At 69.2% G+C, this 15,536-nt stretch carries 13 protein-coding genes; 3 read left to right on the top strand and 10 right to left on the bottom strand.

The features are described 5' to 3' along the window. The 3 genes from ACIQF6_RS34875 to ACIQF6_RS34865 all read left to right on the top strand — a co-directional run. The coding region (locus tag ACIQF6_RS34875) for an aldo/keto reductase (protein ID WP_400902583.1) at positions 1-426 on the top strand (426 nt) is incomplete at its 5' end. Between the two features lie 31 nt (positions 427-457). Next, positions 458-877, top strand: a complete 420-nt coding sequence (locus ACIQF6_RS34870) for an SRPBCC family protein (protein ID WP_400902580.1) — start codon at positions 458-460, stop codon at positions 875-877. Between the two features lie 384 nt (positions 878-1,261). After that, entirely contained in the window at positions 1,262-2,434 is a 1,173-nt protein-coding gene (locus tag ACIQF6_RS34865; RefSeq protein ID WP_400902578.1) for a magnesium and cobalt transport protein CorA, read from the top strand. An 83-nt stretch (positions 2,435-2,517) separates the two neighbouring features. On the opposite strand, the gene ACIQF6_RS34860 is transcribed toward ACIQF6_RS34865, so the two are convergent. The 10 genes from ACIQF6_RS34860 to ctaD all read right to left on the bottom strand — a co-directional run bounded on the left by ACIQF6_RS34860 (position 2,518) and on the right by ctaD (position 15,118). After that, complete coding sequence (locus tag ACIQF6_RS34860; protein WP_400902575.1) at positions 2,518-3,636, bottom strand: hypothetical protein; 1,119 nt, start codon at positions 3,634-3,636, stop codon at positions 2,518-2,520. Then, complete coding sequence (locus tag ACIQF6_RS34855) at positions 3,633-3,920, bottom strand: helix-turn-helix domain-containing protein (protein ID WP_400902573.1); 288 nt, start codon at positions 3,918-3,920, stop codon at positions 3,633-3,635. The genes ACIQF6_RS34860 and ACIQF6_RS34855 overlap by 4 nt, the downstream gene beginning before the upstream one ends. 20 nt (positions 3,921-3,940) lie before the next feature. Further along, positions 3,941-4,696 carry a hypothetical protein gene (locus ACIQF6_RS34850; RefSeq protein WP_400902570.1) on the bottom strand — a complete coding sequence of 252 codons (756 nt, stop codon included), beginning with the start codon at positions 4,694-4,696 and terminating at the stop codon, positions 3,941-3,943. Positions 4,697-4,972: 276 nt separating this feature from the next. After that, the gene (locus tag ACIQF6_RS34845; RefSeq protein WP_400902568.1) at positions 4,973-5,692 is read right to left on the bottom strand and encodes a hypothetical protein; all 720 of its coding nucleotides are present in this window, start codon (positions 5,690-5,692) and stop codon (positions 4,973-4,975) included. A gap of 180 nt (positions 5,693-5,872) precedes the next feature. Next, on the bottom strand, positions 5,873-6,574 hold the full coding sequence (locus tag ACIQF6_RS34840) for a Crp/Fnr family transcriptional regulator (RefSeq protein ID WP_400902565.1): 702 nt from the start codon (positions 6,572-6,574) through the stop codon (positions 5,873-5,875). Between the two features lie 88 nt (positions 6,575-6,662). Further along, positions 6,663-11,108, bottom strand: a complete 4,446-nt coding sequence (locus tag ACIQF6_RS34835) for an NACHT domain-containing protein (protein ID WP_400902563.1) — start codon at positions 11,106-11,108, stop codon at positions 6,663-6,665. Positions 11,109-11,254: 146 nt separating this feature from the next. Next, positions 11,255-11,896: a hypothetical protein gene (locus tag ACIQF6_RS34830; RefSeq protein ID WP_400902560.1), complete on the bottom strand. Its 642-nt coding sequence runs from the start codon at positions 11,894-11,896 to the stop codon at positions 11,255-11,257. Positions 11,897-11,944: 48 nt separating this feature from the next. Beyond that, a complete protein-coding gene (locus ACIQF6_RS34825) occupies positions 11,945-12,667 on the bottom strand; it encodes a sigma 54 modulation/S30EA ribosomal C-terminal domain-containing protein (protein ID WP_400902558.1) in 723 nt (240 codons plus the stop codon). A gap of 38 nt (positions 12,668-12,705) precedes the next feature. Continuing rightward, positions 12,706-13,233, bottom strand: coding sequence for a hypothetical protein (locus ACIQF6_RS34820; protein ID WP_400902555.1), 528 nt, complete (start codon positions 13,231-13,233; stop codon positions 12,706-12,708). Between the two features lie 124 nt (positions 13,234-13,357). Continuing rightward, positions 13,358-15,118 (bottom strand): cytochrome c oxidase subunit I, encoded by a 1,761-nt coding sequence (gene ctaD / locus ACIQF6_RS34815; protein ID WP_400902552.1) that lies wholly within the window; start codon positions 15,116-15,118, stop codon positions 13,358-13,360. Positions 15,119-15,536 lie beyond the last annotated feature (418 nt).

The following is a 15,536-nucleotide window of genomic DNA, read 5'->3' as shown; positions in this document are numbered from 1 at the left end:
CCGCGGCCCGACGGCTTCCTCCTCGCCGGCCGTTACACCCTCCTCGACCACGAGCACGCCCTCCAGCGCCTGCTGCCCCTCGCCCAGGAGCAGGGTGTCGACATGGTCGTCGGCGGCCCCTACAGCTCCGGCGTCCTCGCCGGCGGTACCCACTTCGAGTACCAGGAAGCCCCCGCGCACGTCATCGAGCGCGTCACCCGCATCAAGGACCTGGCCGCGAAGCACGGCGTGACCATCAAGGCCGCCGCCCTCCAGTTCTCCCTCGCCCACCCCGCCACCGCGGCGGTCGTCGCCGGCGCCACCCGGCCCAGCCGCATCGCCGAGGACATCTCCGCCCTGAACGAGACCGTCCCCGCCGCGTTCTGGCACGACCTGCGCGCCGCCGACCTGGTCGGCCCGGCCGCCCCGCTGCCCCACGGCGCCTGAACCACCCCTCGACCAGTCAGGAAATGTGATCATGGCCTCCACCTCCGTCAGCCGCACCGTCCCCGCCACCCCCGAGCAGGTCTGGAACCTCATCGGCGGCTTCGACGCCCTGCCCGACTGGCTGCCCTACATCCCGGAGAGCACCGCCCTCGAAGGCGGCCGCGTCCGCCGCCTGGCCAACCCCGAGGGCGACGTCATCGTCGAACGCCTCGTGGACTTCAACGAGACCGAGCGGCAGTACAGCTACGCCATCCTCCAGGCCCCGTTCCCGGTCGACGGCTACGTCTCCACCATCCGCGTCCACGCCGTCCCCGGCCGCGACGACCTCGCCGAGGTCCAGTGGTCCGGACGCTTCAACCCCGTGAACGCCACCGAACAGCAGGTCGTCGACCTCTTCCACGGCATCTACGCCGACGGCCTCGACGCCCTCCACACCGCCCTCGCGGGCTGACGGCACCCGCCGCCCCCCGCCCCGCCCGCCCAGGGCGACCGCACGGCCCGGACACGCACCCGCGTGGCCGGGCCGCGGTGTGCCCGGACCGCCCCGCGCCGGGAGGCGGAAGCGCGCGGGGCTACACTGGGCGACGGTCGTGACGCCAGGGTGCGTCCGGAAAGTACGGAGGTGAGAGCAGTGGAGTGCAGTAGTCCGGGCCGAAGTCGGCCCCGCTCCGGGCAGTTCTCACCCGCTCCCGGCCCCCGGAACCACCGCCCGCGCACCGCCCGCTGAACGCCCCGCGTTCCCCCGGGCCGACCGCCGCGCGGACAGCAGTCCGGGGCCGGCCGTCCTCCCCGCCGTAACGGGGCGTGACGGATCCAGACCCGTGGAGGTATCCGCATGTCCGACTGGCGTGTGCGCGCCGTGCGCGCAGGCAAGCGACCGTTCGGCCGCAGCCCCCGGCTCGTCTCCGACCACTCGACGGCCCCCGAGCACTCGATGGACCCGCGCTCCGACCAGAACGCGGACGATCGCGGGCCGGCCTCGGTGGAACGCTCCGTCGTCGACGCCGCCGTCTACCGCGACGGCCGCCGGATAGAGGCGCCCGCCAGCCTCGCCGAGATCTACCGCGACCTCCCGGGCAAGCCCGGCACCATGGCCTGGATCGGCCTCTACCGGCCCGCCGAGGCCCAACTCGTCGAAGCCGCCGAGAAGTTCGACCTGCACGAACTCGCCCTCGAGGACGCCATCGTCGCCCACCAGCGCCCCAAGCTGGAACGCTACGGCGACACCCTCTTCGTCGTGCTGCGCGCCGCCCGCTACCTCGACGACGTCGAAGAGGTCGACTTCGGCGAGATCCACCTCTTCGTCGGCCCCGACTTCGTCGTCACCGTCCGGCACTCCCAGTCGCCCGACCTCTCGATGATCCGCGGCCGCCTCGAAGCCGACCCCGAACTGCTCGCCCTCGGCCCCGAAGCCGTCCTCTACGCCGTCCTGGACGCCGTCGTCGACGGCTACGCCCCCGTCATCGCCGGCCTCCAGCACGACATCGACGAGATCGAGACCGAGGTCTTCGGCGGCGACCCCCGGGTCTCCCGCCGCATCTACGAACTCTCCCGCGAGGTCATCGAACTCCAGCGCGCCACCGGCCCGCTGCTGGAGATCATGCGCTCCCTCGAAGCCGGCTTCCAGAAGTACGGCACCGACGAGGAACTCCAGCGCTACCTCCGCGACGTCGCCGACCACGCCACCTACGCCGCCGAACGCGTCGACGGCTTCCGCCAGATGCTCCAGAACATCCTCACCGTCAACGCCACCCTGGTCTCCCAGCGCCAGAACGAGGAGATGAAGCAACTCGCCGAGGCCGGCCACGTCCAGAACGACGAGATCAAGAAGATCTCCTCCTGGGCCGCCATCCTCTTCGCCCCCACCCTCATCGGCACCGTCTACGGCATGAACTTCGACGAAATGCCGGAACTCCACTGGGTCTTCGGCTACCCGTTCGCAATCGGCCTGATGGGCGTGGTCTGCGCCAGCCTCTACCTCATCTTCAAGAAGCGGAACTGGCTGTAGCCGCAGGCCGCAGGACAGAACCCGGGGCCTGGGTGGCCCGGGTCGCTGCCTGGACTTGACTTATGAGGTGCTGCCCCCGGGACTTATGAGGTGCCGCCCCCGGCAATCCTGCGGGCCTTGTCGCCCCACTCGCCGATGCGTGTGACGCCGGCGGTCAGATGCTTCACTACGGTGGAGATGTCCTTCACCGGCTTGCGAAGATATCTGCTCAGTCGGGCCATGTTCTCTGCGGCCGTCCCGAAATAGACGACCTGTGACATGGCTGCCTGGGACTCCTCGTCCAAGGTGATGAGCTGTTGCAGGAAATGGGCGGTGTCTGCGTCGCGTTCCTCAGGTGGAGTTGCCTCGATGAGATCCAACGCGGTTCGAATCCCGCTGTCCAGAACCGACATCCGCTCCGAGAAGGCAGCGGCAGCGGTATTCATCTCCCCGGTCGGAACGCAGAGGGCATCTGCGAACCGAGCCACTGCTGCGAGCCGTGCACCGGCAGGTGCGTTCGCTTGAACAAGGTCGAGGACCTCGGCGTTGCTCCTTTCGGTCAATTCGCCGACAGTCGCGATTGCCGTGGTGATCTCGGTGAGCCGCTCCGCTATTTCGAGCAGCCCGTCCTCCGCTGCTGCGAAGTCGTCGAGCAGACCGGGTGTGTCGTCTTCGTCCGTGCTCTCGACGCCCTCGTCCTGCTGGACCGGTTGGATCGCCCGCATCATTCGTGCGGGAGTGAGGAGTTCGAATCCGTCGCGGATCCCGACCTCCAGGGCGCCCTCGATCCCTCGGCGTGCTTCGGCCATGTGGCTGCGTGATCGCCGGTACTGGATGGTCCGGATCGGTGCGATGTCGAACGGCAACTGCCCGACCTCGCCGATGTGGATGGTCGGTTTTCCGATGATGTGGCGAATCCCCAGCTCGTACATCACATTCGGGTTGCCGCCGCTGACGTCCGCGACGACCAGGTCCGACTCGATGATGTACCGGCAGATTTGTTCGTTGATGTCACCGGCGTTGGCGATGCCGTCAGCCCGGACGGCGTCGATTCCGTACTTCTCGCAGGCGGGAGCGATCACTCGCTCGAATACTTCGACGTGGTGCTCGTACGCCTCGCGTTCGGGGCTGCCATGTGCAGCATACGAATCGCCGATGGGGCCGATGACGAAGCACAACCGGGGCCGGTCCGGTTCTTCCTGGAGCTGCTGCGGTGAGATCATTCGGGATGGCCCTCCGTTTCGCATGCGTAGATGTCGTCGAGCTGGGCGGCACCCGTGGCGCCGGCTTCCATGTCGGCCACGTATATCGGGCGTTCGTCAATGCCGAGCGAGCGCATGAGTTCGGCTGTGGCGATGCGGTACTTCCGGCCGACGCGAAGGACGGGGCACGGGAAGGTGCCCAGGCGGATCAGTTTGTAGGCCGTGCCCGGGCAGACGCCGACGGCGCGGGCGGCCGTCCGCAGGTCGATGGTCAGCGGTAGGTCGAAGGCCTCCGCGAAGCCCATGGGCGCTCCCGAACGACTGGTCATCGTCGACCTCCCGCAGGGCGCAGCGTCAGGGTTCCGATGAGTTCCTCCTCCTCGTGGCGGCGTGCCCGGAAGACCAGCTGGCGCAGGCCGGCGCCGTAGGCGAGCGCCCCCAGCCGTTCGCCTTCCACCTGACGCCGTGACTCGGTGAAGCGAAGGCTTGCGGACAGTCCGGTAGGGCCGGCGGGGGGCGAGATGCTCAGTTCCCACCCCTCGGGGGGCAACCGCTGTTCCTCAGTCAGGAGTGGCATGGCGTTCCGTGCCCGGGCGTAGCGCGCCAGGTCGACGACGGGGATCTCCTTGCGGAAACGAACGGCGTGCGACCACATGTGCCGCACTGCCGCCCTGATCAGGTGGCTGCCGGTGTTGGGGGTATCGGGACCTGTCGTATCGAGGGCGGTGAGCAACCCGAGAACGGCTTCCGCCTCGAGGTCGGCCCGATCGACCGGGAACAGATCGAGGAGCCGGTAGAGGTTGCGGTTCACCCCGGGTATGGCGAGCCACGTGACGAGCAGCCGTGCGGCACCGGCGGAGTCGCGGGGTTCGCACCGGGCTTCCGTGGCGGCCCGTCGCCAGATCGCGGCCCACAGGGTGGCGTCGCGGTTCGGGCCGTACAGCTCGGTCCTGCACTCCTGCGGGGAGAGCCGCACCGAGTGGTGACCGATGTCCACCGTGAGGTGGTGCGTCGGGGCGTCGGGGCCGGTCAGGGCCCTGCAGACCAGGGCGAACATGCTTGGGGGATCATTCCAGCTCATCACTTCTCCTCTCCGACCCCAGCAGGCCGGCTGACGACAGCGCTGCGGCTGCCAGTTCGCAGGCGCGGCCGAGGGCGACAAGCGCCGACCGGAAGACGGCCTGGCGCGGAATCGGGTCCGGACCTACTGGCCCGGAGTGGAAGGCGGGCGGTGCGGCCGCCGGTGCGATCGGATGGATGTGGATGTCACCGATCACGGTGTGGCCGACGGCTACTCCGAGGTCGACCCGCTGGATACCGCCCCCGTTGAGGGGGGAGAGGGGTTCCTGAGGTGCTGTCAACGGATGGGCCGGCAGCCGTTCGAGGGGGCCACGGGCGATCCGACCGTGAGGCCGCCGGTCACGTCCCGCCCGACGGCGGCCCCGTGGCGAACGATCTGCGAGAGCGTGCCCGGGACTCGAGAAGGCTCAGGAAGCGGTGGCAACGGCCGTCGAGGGTCGTCCACCACCGATCGCATGTCGTCAGGATCGTGTCCCGGCACACGTATCCAGCCGTAGCCGCCGAAGTCCTTGACCCTGATGTGAGCACGGACGTACTGCTCGGGGGCGAGGCCGTCACTTCCGGATCGCACGATGTCGTGGTACAGGCGATCCGAGACGATGACGGCGAGATCCGCCGATGCGAGGGAGGCCAGTACGGCCTTCAACTGGGGTGCATTGACGAAGCGGGCCACGGCTACTGGTGCGTGTCCGGCGTGGCCGAGCGGAGCGCGCCTGGCGAGCTCCTTGTCGGCGGCGAATCGTAGCCGTATCCGGGTGGAGGACTCCACGGCGTTGCGGGTGTTCAGGCCTTCCGCCAGGTGGCGCACGAATGGCCCCAGCACGGCGGCTTCCGGTGTGTCCTCGGGAAGGACAGCGAACTCCAGGTCGCCCTGTGGCTGGCGCTCCCAGGTCGCACGGTCGAGCCCGGTGAGAGCTGCTGCCTCGTCCAGGATTCGAACCAGGTCGGCCTGAACGGCGGACTGGGCCCGGGCGTCGAGCCGGCTGTACTGCTCCACGTCCGCAGCCAGGCAGAGACGGTGGTGCGGGGGTTCGTCCGGAGGCCGGAGGGAGGAGGTCTCGATCACAACAACTCGCCACCTTTCCAGTGGTGTTGGGTGCGGTGTTCGCCCCACTGTGAGGGAAAGGCGGCGGGCCGTCGAAGATCCCGCACTTTTGCGGGACGGTGGTTCGAGGTGTCAGCCGGCAGGCATCCTGAGTCGGGCCGCGCGTTGTAGGCCGGGCATGTCGTGGACGTAGGTCTGCTGTCCCTCGGTGCTGATCAGCTTTGCCCGGCGGAAGCCGCGGAGCGCTTGGTGCGCGGTTCTTGTCCGGCATCCGACGAGATCGGCGTACTCGGTCTGGGTCAGGTTCACGTCGATGCGCGTTGCCTTTCTGCATGGTTTCCCGTACGAGTTCGCGAGTTCGACCAGGACTCGAGCCAGCCGGACCGGCGCCGTGTACGTGCCGAACTCGAGTCGTCGGAGGTTGGACGAACGCAGGCTCCGGCCGAGGACCTGGTGGAGTGCCATCGAGGCCTCGGGGCTGGCGTGGAGGAAAGGCAGCAGGTTGTGCCACGGGATCAGGGTGGTGGTGACCATCCTGCAAGCCGTGACGGTGGCCGACCTCGGGCCGGAGTCGACTGCGGCGATCTCGCCGACCACATCGCCGGCAATTTTGATGTCCATGAGCGAGGCGGTGCGGCGGCCCAGGTAGTTGGTCACCTTCACCAGCCCTGAGTGCAGCAGTATTAAGTCCCGTGACTTGTCGCCTTCCTTTATGAGCATCTCCCCGGCGGCGAAGTGTTTTCGAGTGCCGAGTCGCTCCAGCGCCGTTCGGGTTCCCTCCGTGAGAGTGTCGAGGAACAGAGCACGACCGTTCATGTGCGAGCCGTAAATCATGGGCCCAAGGACAGCACGGCATGTTGCCACCGACAGCTGTTTCCCCCGCCCCGTGGAGACGTGCGCCGGGGCGTGTGGGAGCGTGCGATCAGTCGCGGTCCGCGCTGGCGACCGCCTCGGAAACCCCGTAGGTGCCCAGGAGCAGCAACTGGTCCAGGAGGTCCAGAATCTCGGAGCGGTGCGCCGGGGAAGTGGCCTGGGCGTGGGAGCGGACCAGTAGCCTTCCGACATGGCGCGCGCCGGCGGCCTCGCGGGTCCGCAGATCTGACGAGGCTGCGCCGAAAACCTTCAGGAAGCGTCGCACACATCCCAGAATCAGATCGTCGACCCGATCGGGAGCCTCTCGTAGAGTGATCAGCAGCTGGGTCGGCGCGGCTTCGAAGGCACGAGACTCGATCAGCGCGGTCAACGTCCGGTGGACCGGTCCCAAGCGGTGTCCCCGCAGTGCAGCGGCGACAGCGGCGGCCGCCTCGCGTACCTCCTTCTCCGGATGGTGGAAGAACTGGACGAGAGCGTGGTGCGCGAGCGCCGCGTTCCCGGTGTTCAGCAGGCGTTGGGCGCAGACGTCCGCGGCGCCCTGCAACTGGGCTCCGTCGTTCTCGGCGAGGACCGCCGCCAACAGGTCGGTCGTCTCCCATTCCATCGCAGCCAGCGCGGCGGCCCGGCCGCCGGCCCGGCGCACCTCCGGGACGGGAGAGTGCAGCATTCGCTCGATCACCGGCCCGCCTGCCCTCACGTCTCCGTGGCACAGGGTCAGGAAGAGCCGGAACACGGGACCGGCGGCCAAGAGTGAATCGGGTGCCCGAACCAGTACCTCGAACGCCTGTTCCGCTGCGGTGCGATCGTGGTGTACGACGGCATGCAGCACATTCGCTACGCATACGCGAACTGCAGGCGACGGGTCGGCGGCGAGCCTGTTCAGGTGAGGAATCACCAGCGCGGCCCGGGAACCGCCGGGGTCGTGGACGAGCGTGTCCGCCAGGGATTCGGCGGCGCTGCCGCGCGCAGTATTGATTCCCACGGTCAGCAGGTCTTTGTCCGTGACTTCCTGGACCTCCCGGTCGGTCACAGCGGGATGGCCGGAGCTGAGGGCCCGATCCAGTAGAACCTCCACCAGGTCGAGAGGGACACTGGTGAGGTATTTCCGGAACGCCCATCCCAGCCAGCGGTCGTGATCGACTCGTGCCATGCGGGCGAAATGGCGGACCGTCGCGAAGACCTCCTCGGGATCGTCGTGCGGCTCCGCGTGGCCCAGACCGAGCAGGATCGCGGCTCCGTAGGCGGGGTGTGCGGCGGCGTCGATCCGCAGTGCGAGGCGTGCGAACCTCCTGGGATTCGTCTGAGTCATGTTCCGCAGCACGTGGGACAGTTCTCTGGGGCCGCCGCTGCCGGTCGACCAGTCGATACGGTCCTGGCTGTGCTTCTTCATGGCGGCCAGCCATTGGTCGTCACTCATTCGGTGGGCTGCCTGCAGCGGGATCGGTGACGTGACGGCATGGACGGTCGCCGTGCGCGGTGCTTCCGGTTGCTGCCGGTTGCCGTGTTGCCTGCGGAGTTCGCCGAGGCGACGCCGTGCCCGCTCGGAGAGCCGTTCCTCCGGGAGTGCGGTCAGCAGCGTGAATTCGTGCCAGGGCGACAACGTGCCGTCCGTTGGGAGCCGCAGATGGATGATCGCCGCCTCCAGTTCCGCGAAGGTTTCGTCGGGCAGTGCGTCGCCGATGGCGAGAATGAGTTCGCGTGCAGCCCAGGAGACATTGGACACGTAGCCGACGAAGAACCGATGCGGCCCTTCCAACAGAATCCTGGCGGACCACGAGGCAAGTGCGGGTCCTGCTGCGCTCAGCGCCTGGTAGAGGAGCCGGTTCGCGGAATGGTACGGAGCGTCAGCCAGGTCTGACACGAGTTCACGAACCCGGTCCGGATTGTCGATCGCCACAATCCGCAGGGCAGTGGCCGCACCTCGGTACAGGGCTTCGCCCAGGTCGCCGGGTTGGTCGAGGAAGCTGCGGAATGAGAAGTGGCTGTCGTAGAGGGGGCCGCCCGGCATCTGCGGCAAAGCGGTTGTGGACATTGCGTTCAGGAGCACAGGCAGCATCCGAGCGCAGAACTCCTCGGGAGCGTCCCTCGCAGAGGTGGTGACGGCCTCAAGTGCGTCGTGGTCACGAAGGGTCAGAACGGCGAGTCGGCCGTGGTCATCCAGTCGGAGCGCGTCCCGGCACTCGGCCACCAGGGCGCCGATCAACTCAACAGCCCAAGCGGGCCGTTCGGCCGCCAGATCCAGTGCCGACATCCACAGGATGTCGTCGTCCGCGGTGAGGAGACTCGTCCGCGCAGCGTCGCGTACGAGCTCAAAGAGCAAGCGGCTGCCGGAAAGGCGGGCGAACCGGAGGATCCGGATCAGCCAGGTGCCGAACTGCGGGTGCGCGGTGTGCGATTCCAGAAGTTGGCCGACGCGCTCCTGAAGGGTGTCGGCAGCTGAGGCCATCAACCGAATTGCCCAGTCCCGTTCTCGGGTGTCCGCACTCGTCAACCAGGCATCGACAGCCCCCTCGTCGTCCGCCCGACGGAACCAGGCCGTGTTCGTCACGGCGTCCACCAACTGGTCATGGAACGCAGGCCGGGACTTCAACACGCCGGCCACGGCAGCCCACTCGCGGGAGGTGGGGTTCTCCAGCCCGCGGAGCACGGCCAGAACGACCTCCTTGATGTGATAGCGGACACCGGGGCTGCTGAGGAGCGCCTCGATCTCCTCGGCGAACCGTTCCGGGTCCTGGTCCCGCAGGTGGTCGAGGACCTGCCGTACCTGTCCCCGGCGGAAGAGCTCCTGCTCTCCGCCGGTGAGAAAACCGGCCAGAGTCTCGTCGCGCCGGAGCCAATCACGGGCGAAGGCGTAGTCGAAGAAGCTCTCGTGGAAGAACGCCAGCTGCCGCCCGTCGTGTACGAAGATCTGCTCGGACAGCAGCACGTCCTTGCTCATGGCGAGGTCGTCCGTGTCGAGTACGCTCTCCGGCGCGGACAGTCGCTGCCGACTGCTCATGGCGGCGACGACAGTGGCGATCGCTTCGTGGAAGCGCACGGACTGCTTGCGGTGCGTGCACAGCTGGCGTTTGGTTTCCCAGAATCCGTCGAAGAGTTGTCGCGTGGACGTGAACGTTGCAAGAGCACCCTGTTGATTCGCAACGTGTGTGAGCAGAACCAGGTGCAGGGGCCGACGCAGCAGGGCACGTTGGGACGGTGTGATCCGAGAGATGTCCAGACCCATACCGGTGAGGGCGGTGTCGATCTGGGCGTCGGAGAGCGCGCTGACCGGCAGGTGCGACGAGCGGTCGGAGGCGGTGAGGCTGCGGATTCGCGGGTCGGCCTCGGCGTCGAACTCCCGGCAGACCAGCACAACGCGCATGGCAGGATGGACGGTCGCTTCGTCGACGAGCTCGGCGACCGCGTCGAAGTTCTCCGGGATGCGGCCGGAGGCCATGCTGACGGCATCGAGCTGATCCACGATCAGGACACACGGTCGGCCGGCTGCGACGGTGCCGAGGGCACCGACCGGGGAGATGGGCAACCCGATGCACTGCCCAAGTTCGGTGGTCGACTTGAACGGGTCGATCCGGTCCAGGCGGAACGCGAGAACCGGAGTGCCCTGCCGGGTGAACGCCTCGAAGGCCTGGTGTACGACCGAGGACTTTCCGCTGCCTGCACCGCCCGTCAGCACGATGAGCTGTCGGGCGTCATCCATGACCTGGGCCACCAGCCGGTCGGCTTCGTCCCGGGGGATGACGGGTTTGAGCAGGCCGCGTTCGACGGTGCGGGCCCACTGGTGTGTCGTGAGGCCGACCGCACTGGTCACCTCGGTATTGTCCGACCGGCTGACCAGCCGCAGCCCGTACTGGCCGAGACGTGCGGTGATGGTCTGGGCATCGAGTGTGGTGCCGAGGTTGTTCAGCAGGAGGTCGCCGAGCCCAGTGGCCGCGAGGCGGCCGGGAGCCCCGGCCAGGATCTGCTCGGCAAGGACCGCGTTGATGTCGACGACATCCCGCTCGTTGTGCCATTCGATCCACAGCCCACGCAGCATTCGCCAAGCGGTGGCTGCCGAGCCGTAGATGTCAGTGCCGGCCAGAGCGGAGAACGGGCCCCGAAGTCCGTCCGTCAGCCACTCGGCCTCGAAGGTTGCGAAGTCGTCCGAGCGGCGGGCCCGGTCGGTCAGCTCGTCGATCGCGCGGGCCGGGACTGTCGAGATGAAGTGGAATGCCCGGCCGCTGTCGACGTGCGACCGCAGGTTGCTCCAGATCTCCTTGTCCCGGAGGGATGCGACGTTCCAACTGTTCGCATTCCGGTTCTGTCGCTTGACCTGGTGGACCTGGGTCGCACCGTCGAGACGGTAGACGAACTCGATGCCGTCGCCCAAGGAGGGCCCCGGCTCCAGAGTGATCGAGGTTCCCATACCCAGCAGCACGTACAGCGCGTGCCTGACCGTCCACGCACCCTCATAACGGAGGCCGAACTTGTCGGTCTCGCCGCCCGCCCGCGGTACCACCAGCGCACCCCCGGTTCATCGCATGCCCACTCAGGCAGGCACCTTTGCGGGACGCTACCGTACGTTCCCGACGTGGCTGGGGGTCGAGTCGAAGCCAGCCGATGACGCTTGCCAACGTCCATTCGTCGGGTGGGAGTTGCTGCTCGTCAGAGCAGCCAGTCCGGGCAGTACTGGACGTGGATGCGGCCGGGGACGGGGGAGTGGGGGGTGGGGTACTTGGGCGGGGGGCCGGCGTCGAGGTCGGTGCATTGGTGGGTGGCGGGCCAGGTGTGGTGGGCAGCGGGGGCCTCGGTGAGGAGGGTGCGGAGGCCGGTGCCCTCGTGGCGGAAGGCGGTGGGGCTGCCGGTGATGACGAGGGTGCGGGCAGTGCGGTCGAAGCGCAGGTGGTCGTGGCCGTGGCGGCGGGCGGTGGGGTACTCGGCGGGGAAGTCCGGGTCCGGTGTGCGGGTGGTGTGGGGGCGGCCGGGGCCGAGGCGGGCGCGCAGGGGCTTCCAGTCGGCGGGGCGGAACTGGAGGCTGTGATGGACCAGGAGGAGGTCCAGGGCGACCGCCGGGTACTCGTCCGGGAAGTCGACCGGGCCGGGCCGGTCGCGCAGCGGGAGATGGACCAGCGAGTGCGCGGAGCGGGTGGCCAGTGACCACAGCGAGGTCAGCCGGGACAGGCCGTCGCGGTCCACGAACATGTCGAGGATGTGGTGGCGGTCGTACAGCGCGATCCGCCCGGGCCCGTCGGCGGCCCGGATCACCCGGTACTCGGCCGGCCCGGTGCGGACCTGGTGAATCGTCACCCGCTGCTGCATGAGGTCAGACAATAGCGGGCCGCTCACCAGGGGTTTTCAGCCGGCCGGGACGACCAGCGCGAGGTCTCCGTCGAGGCGGCGGTAGAGCAGACGGCCGCGGTGGGTGACGGGGTCGGAGAAGAACAGGTAGGGGAGCTCGGCGGCCGTGAGCCGGGCTGCGGCCTGACGGTCGGTCAGGGCGGGGACCGGGTGCGGGCTGAGGGTGAGCGGCGTGGCGGGCCGCTGCGGCGGGGCGGCCGGGAGGGTGCGGGCTAGCCGGTAGCCGGTGGGGCCGACCCGGTGGACGACGGCGTCGGTCTCGGTGGCCGGATCGGTGAACAGGTGGATGTCGTAGTCCATGGCGTCCAGGGTGCGGACCGCCGCGTCGGGCGAACACCACACCAGCGGCGCCGACTTGACCCGGACGATGCGTTCGCTGCCGGTCGCCGGCACGCCGACCGCACGGTCGCCCGCGCAGGGCCAGGGCCGCGGCCGCCAGCTGGAGGAGACGGTCCGGATGCGCTGGCACAGCCCCTCGGCCAGCCGGTCGGCGGCCTCGCCGATGCCGCGCGCGGCCAGCTGGACCCGGACCCGGCGCCCGTCCACCTCGGCGTTGACCTGGGCGAGCACCCGTCCCGGCGCGCCGGCCAGGCGGATCCGGACGGCTTCGACCAGCGCGGAGGCGTCCTGCACGACGGCGGTGACCCGGGTCCGGGCCAGCGCGGCAGCCTCGCCCGGCAGGCCGGCCGGGTGCAGGGTGATCGACTCGGCGACGTCCATGGCTGTGCTTCCTCCGGGGAAAGGGGGAGAGGGCGAGGTCAGTGCGGGCGGGTGCGGTTCAGGGCGACCAGCAGGATCAGCAGGCACAGTCCGACGGATCCGGCGACCGTCACCACCGCGGAGCCGGCCGGCCCCGGGCGTCCCGCCAGCAGGGTCGCGGCGGCGGTCGCCGCGGTCACCGCGAGCCCGCCGGTCACCCAGCCGACGGCGGCGGCGGACGGCCGCACACCCCGGACGGTGGGCAGCTCGTACGGCGAGACGCCCCAGGCGCGATCCTGCTCGCGCCGGTCGGCGCGCCGCTCGGAGACGGCCAGGACCCGCAGCGCCAGCCCCGACAGCGCGCCGGTGAGCGCTGCGCCGAGCGGAACGTGCCAGCTGAGCGGGGTGGTGAGCAGCAGCGCGGCGGCGGCCAGGCCGCTCCACCAGAGCAGGCAGCCGGTGGCGGCGAGGCGGGCGGCGCGCGGGCGGTCCGCGCCGGCCCGCAGGTCGAGCAGCGCGGGCAGGTACCAGGCGCTGCCGGCGGCGGTGAGTGCGGCGGTGCCGAGGGCCAGGACGGGGTGGGCCATGGCGGGTCTCCAGAGCTGAGGGGTGCCGTCCCCGCCCCGCCCGGACCGGGAGAAACGGCGGGGCGGGGACGGCGGTCGATGAACCGTCGGTCCGCGGCGGGACGACGGCGGGCGGTCGGACCGGTCAGTCCTCGGACGAGGACGCGGCCATCCGGCGGCGTTCGCGCTCCGGCAGGGAGAGCTTGGCCGGGGTGACGTCACCGAGGTGCGGCGCCGGCGTGCCGTGGTTCTCCAGGTAGTCCAGCGCGGCGATCTCCGGGTGGTGCAGGTCGAACGCGGGGGACTCCGAGCGGACCTTCGGCAGCTTGCTGAAGTTGTGCCGCGGCGGCGGGCAGGAGGTCGCCCACTCCAGCGAGCGGCCCCAGCCCCACGGGTCGTCCTCCTTGACCTTGGGCGCGTACTTGGCGGTCTTCCAGACGTTGTAGAGGAACGGCAGGATCGACAGGCCGAGCAGGAACGAGCCGACGGTGGAGATCATGTTGAGGGTGGTGAAGCCGTCCGCGGCCAGGTAGTCGGCGTAGCGGCGCGGCATGCCTTCGGCGCCCAGCCAGTGCTGGACCAGGAAGGTGGTGTGGAAGCCGACGGTCAGCGTCCAGAAGGTGATCTTGCCGAGGCGCTCGTCCAGCATCTTGCCGGTGAACTTCGGCCACCAGAAGTGGAAGCCGGCGAACATCGCGTACACCACGGTGCCGAACAGCGTGTAGTGGAAGTGCGCGACGACGAAGTACGAGTCGGAGACGTGGAAGTCCAGCACCGGCGCGGCCAGCAGCACGCCCGTCAGGCCGCCGAACAGGAAGGTGACCAGGAAGCCGGTCGCCCACAGCATCGGCGTCTCGAAGGACAGTGAGCCCTTCCACATGGTGCCGACCCAGTTGAAGAACTTCACACCGGTCGGGACCGCGATCAGGAAGGTCATGAACGAGAAGAACGGCAGCAGGACCTGGCCGGTGACGTACATGTGGTGCGCCCACACGGTGACCGACAGACCGGCGATCGCGATGGTCGCGGCGATCAGGCCCGAGTAGCCGAACATCGGCTTGCGGCTGAACACCGGGATGATCTCCGAGACGATGCCGAAGAACGGCAGCGCCAGGATGTACACCTCGGGGTGACCGAAGAACCAGAACAGGTGCTGCCACAGCATGGCGCCACCGTTGGCCGGGTCGAAGACGTGCGACCCGAACTTGCGGTCCATCTCCAGGGCGAGCAGCGCGGCCGCCAGCACCGGGAAGACCATCAGGACGAGCAGCGAGGTCAGCAGCACGTTCCAGGCGAAGATCGACATCCGGAACATGGTCATGCCGGGCGCGCGCATGCAGATGATCGTGGTGATGAAGTTGACCGCGCCCAGCACGCTGCCGAAGCCGCTGAACGCCACACCCATGATCCACATGTCGGCGCCGACGCCGGGGGAGTGGATGGCGTCGGACAGCGGCGCATACGCGAACCAGCCGAAGTCGGCCGCGCCCTGCGGGGTGAGGAAGCCGGCCGCCGCGATCAGCGAGCCGAACATGAACATCCAGTACGACAGCATGTTCAGCCGCGGGAACGCCACGTCGGGCGCGCCGATCTGCAGCGGCATGATCCAGTTGGCGAAGCCGGTGAACAGCGGCATCGCGAACAGCAGCAGCATCACCGAGCCGTGCATGGTGAACGCCTGGTTGAACTGCTCGTTGGAGAGGATCTGCGTCCCCGGGCGGGCCAGCTCCGCCCGCATCACCAACGCCAGCACGCCGCCGATCAGGAAGAACGCGAATGCGCTGACCAGATACATCGTGCCGATCGTCTTGTGATCGGTTGTGGTGAGCATCCGCACTATCGCGCTGCCCGGTGTGCGTCGGGGTGCGGCCTCGGCCGCGTCCCGACTCGCCTCGATGGCAGCCATCGGCCGCCCTCCTTCGTCCTTGCCGAACCTGGTGGCGCCACCGCCCGACGGACCGTCACCTGCCATGACAGGAGACCGGCGACGATCGGAACCGGGCGGCGGCGCAGTGCCGGACCGCCCGGTCCGCGAGGTGCCTCCGGGGAGTGGAGCACCCCCGCCGAGCGGCGGCGATCCATGCTCGTTCGTGGACGGGTCCCCACCCCAGGGCCGATGGTCCCGCCCCCGGCAGCCGGGCGTCCCCGGTCCACGGGCCCTTCCGCGCCGAACGGCCCCGGACCGACAGGGACTGACGGACCACCAGGTCGGAGCACCTTTTTGCGCGGAGCCGTCGGCGGAAGGGGCGGCGACGGGACCATCGACGAAGGCGCGGACGGGGCGGCGACGAAGGCGCGGACGGGGGCGTCGGCGGGGCGTCGGC

The sequence above is a fragment of the Kitasatospora sp. NPDC092948 genome, assembly GCF_044754805.1.
GTDB lineage: Bacteria > Actinomycetota > Actinomycetes > Streptomycetales > Streptomycetaceae > Kitasatospora.
The sequence above is the reverse complement of the archived record's forward strand: the minus strand, read 5'-3'. Positions and strand labels throughout refer to the sequence as shown.

Coding starts and splice junctions, on each gene's coding strand:
- ACIQF6_RS34870 (WP_400902580.1), top strand. CDS start 458: ATGGCCTCCACCTCCGTCAGCCGCACCGTCCCCGCCACCCCCGAGCAG.
- ACIQF6_RS34865 (WP_400902578.1), top strand. CDS start 1,262: ATGTCCGACTGGCGTGTGCGCGCCGTGCGCGCAGGCAAGCGACCGTTC.
- ACIQF6_RS34860 (WP_400902575.1), bottom strand. CDS start 3,636: ATGATCTCACCGCAGCAGCTCCAGGAAGAACCGGACCGGCCCCGGTTG.
- ACIQF6_RS34855 (WP_400902573.1), bottom strand. CDS start 3,920: ATGGGCTTCGCGGAGGCCTTCGACCTACCGCTGACCATCGACCTGCGG.
- ACIQF6_RS34850 (WP_400902570.1), bottom strand. CDS start 4,696: ATGAGCTGGAATGATCCCCCAAGCATGTTCGCCCTGGTCTGCAGGGCC.
- ACIQF6_RS34840 (WP_400902565.1), bottom strand. CDS start 6,574: ATGATTTACGGCTCGCACATGAACGGTCGTGCTCTGTTCCTCGACACT.
- ACIQF6_RS34825 (WP_400902558.1), bottom strand. CDS start 12,667: ATGGACGTCGCCGAGTCGATCACCCTGCACCCGGCCGGCCTGCCGGGC.
- ACIQF6_RS34820 (WP_400902555.1), bottom strand. CDS start 13,233: ATGGCCCACCCCGTCCTGGCCCTCGGCACCGCCGCACTCACCGCCGCC.
- ctaD (WP_400902552.1), bottom strand. CDS start 15,118: ATGGCTGCCATCGAGGCGAGTCGGGACGCGGCCGAGGCCGCACCCCGA.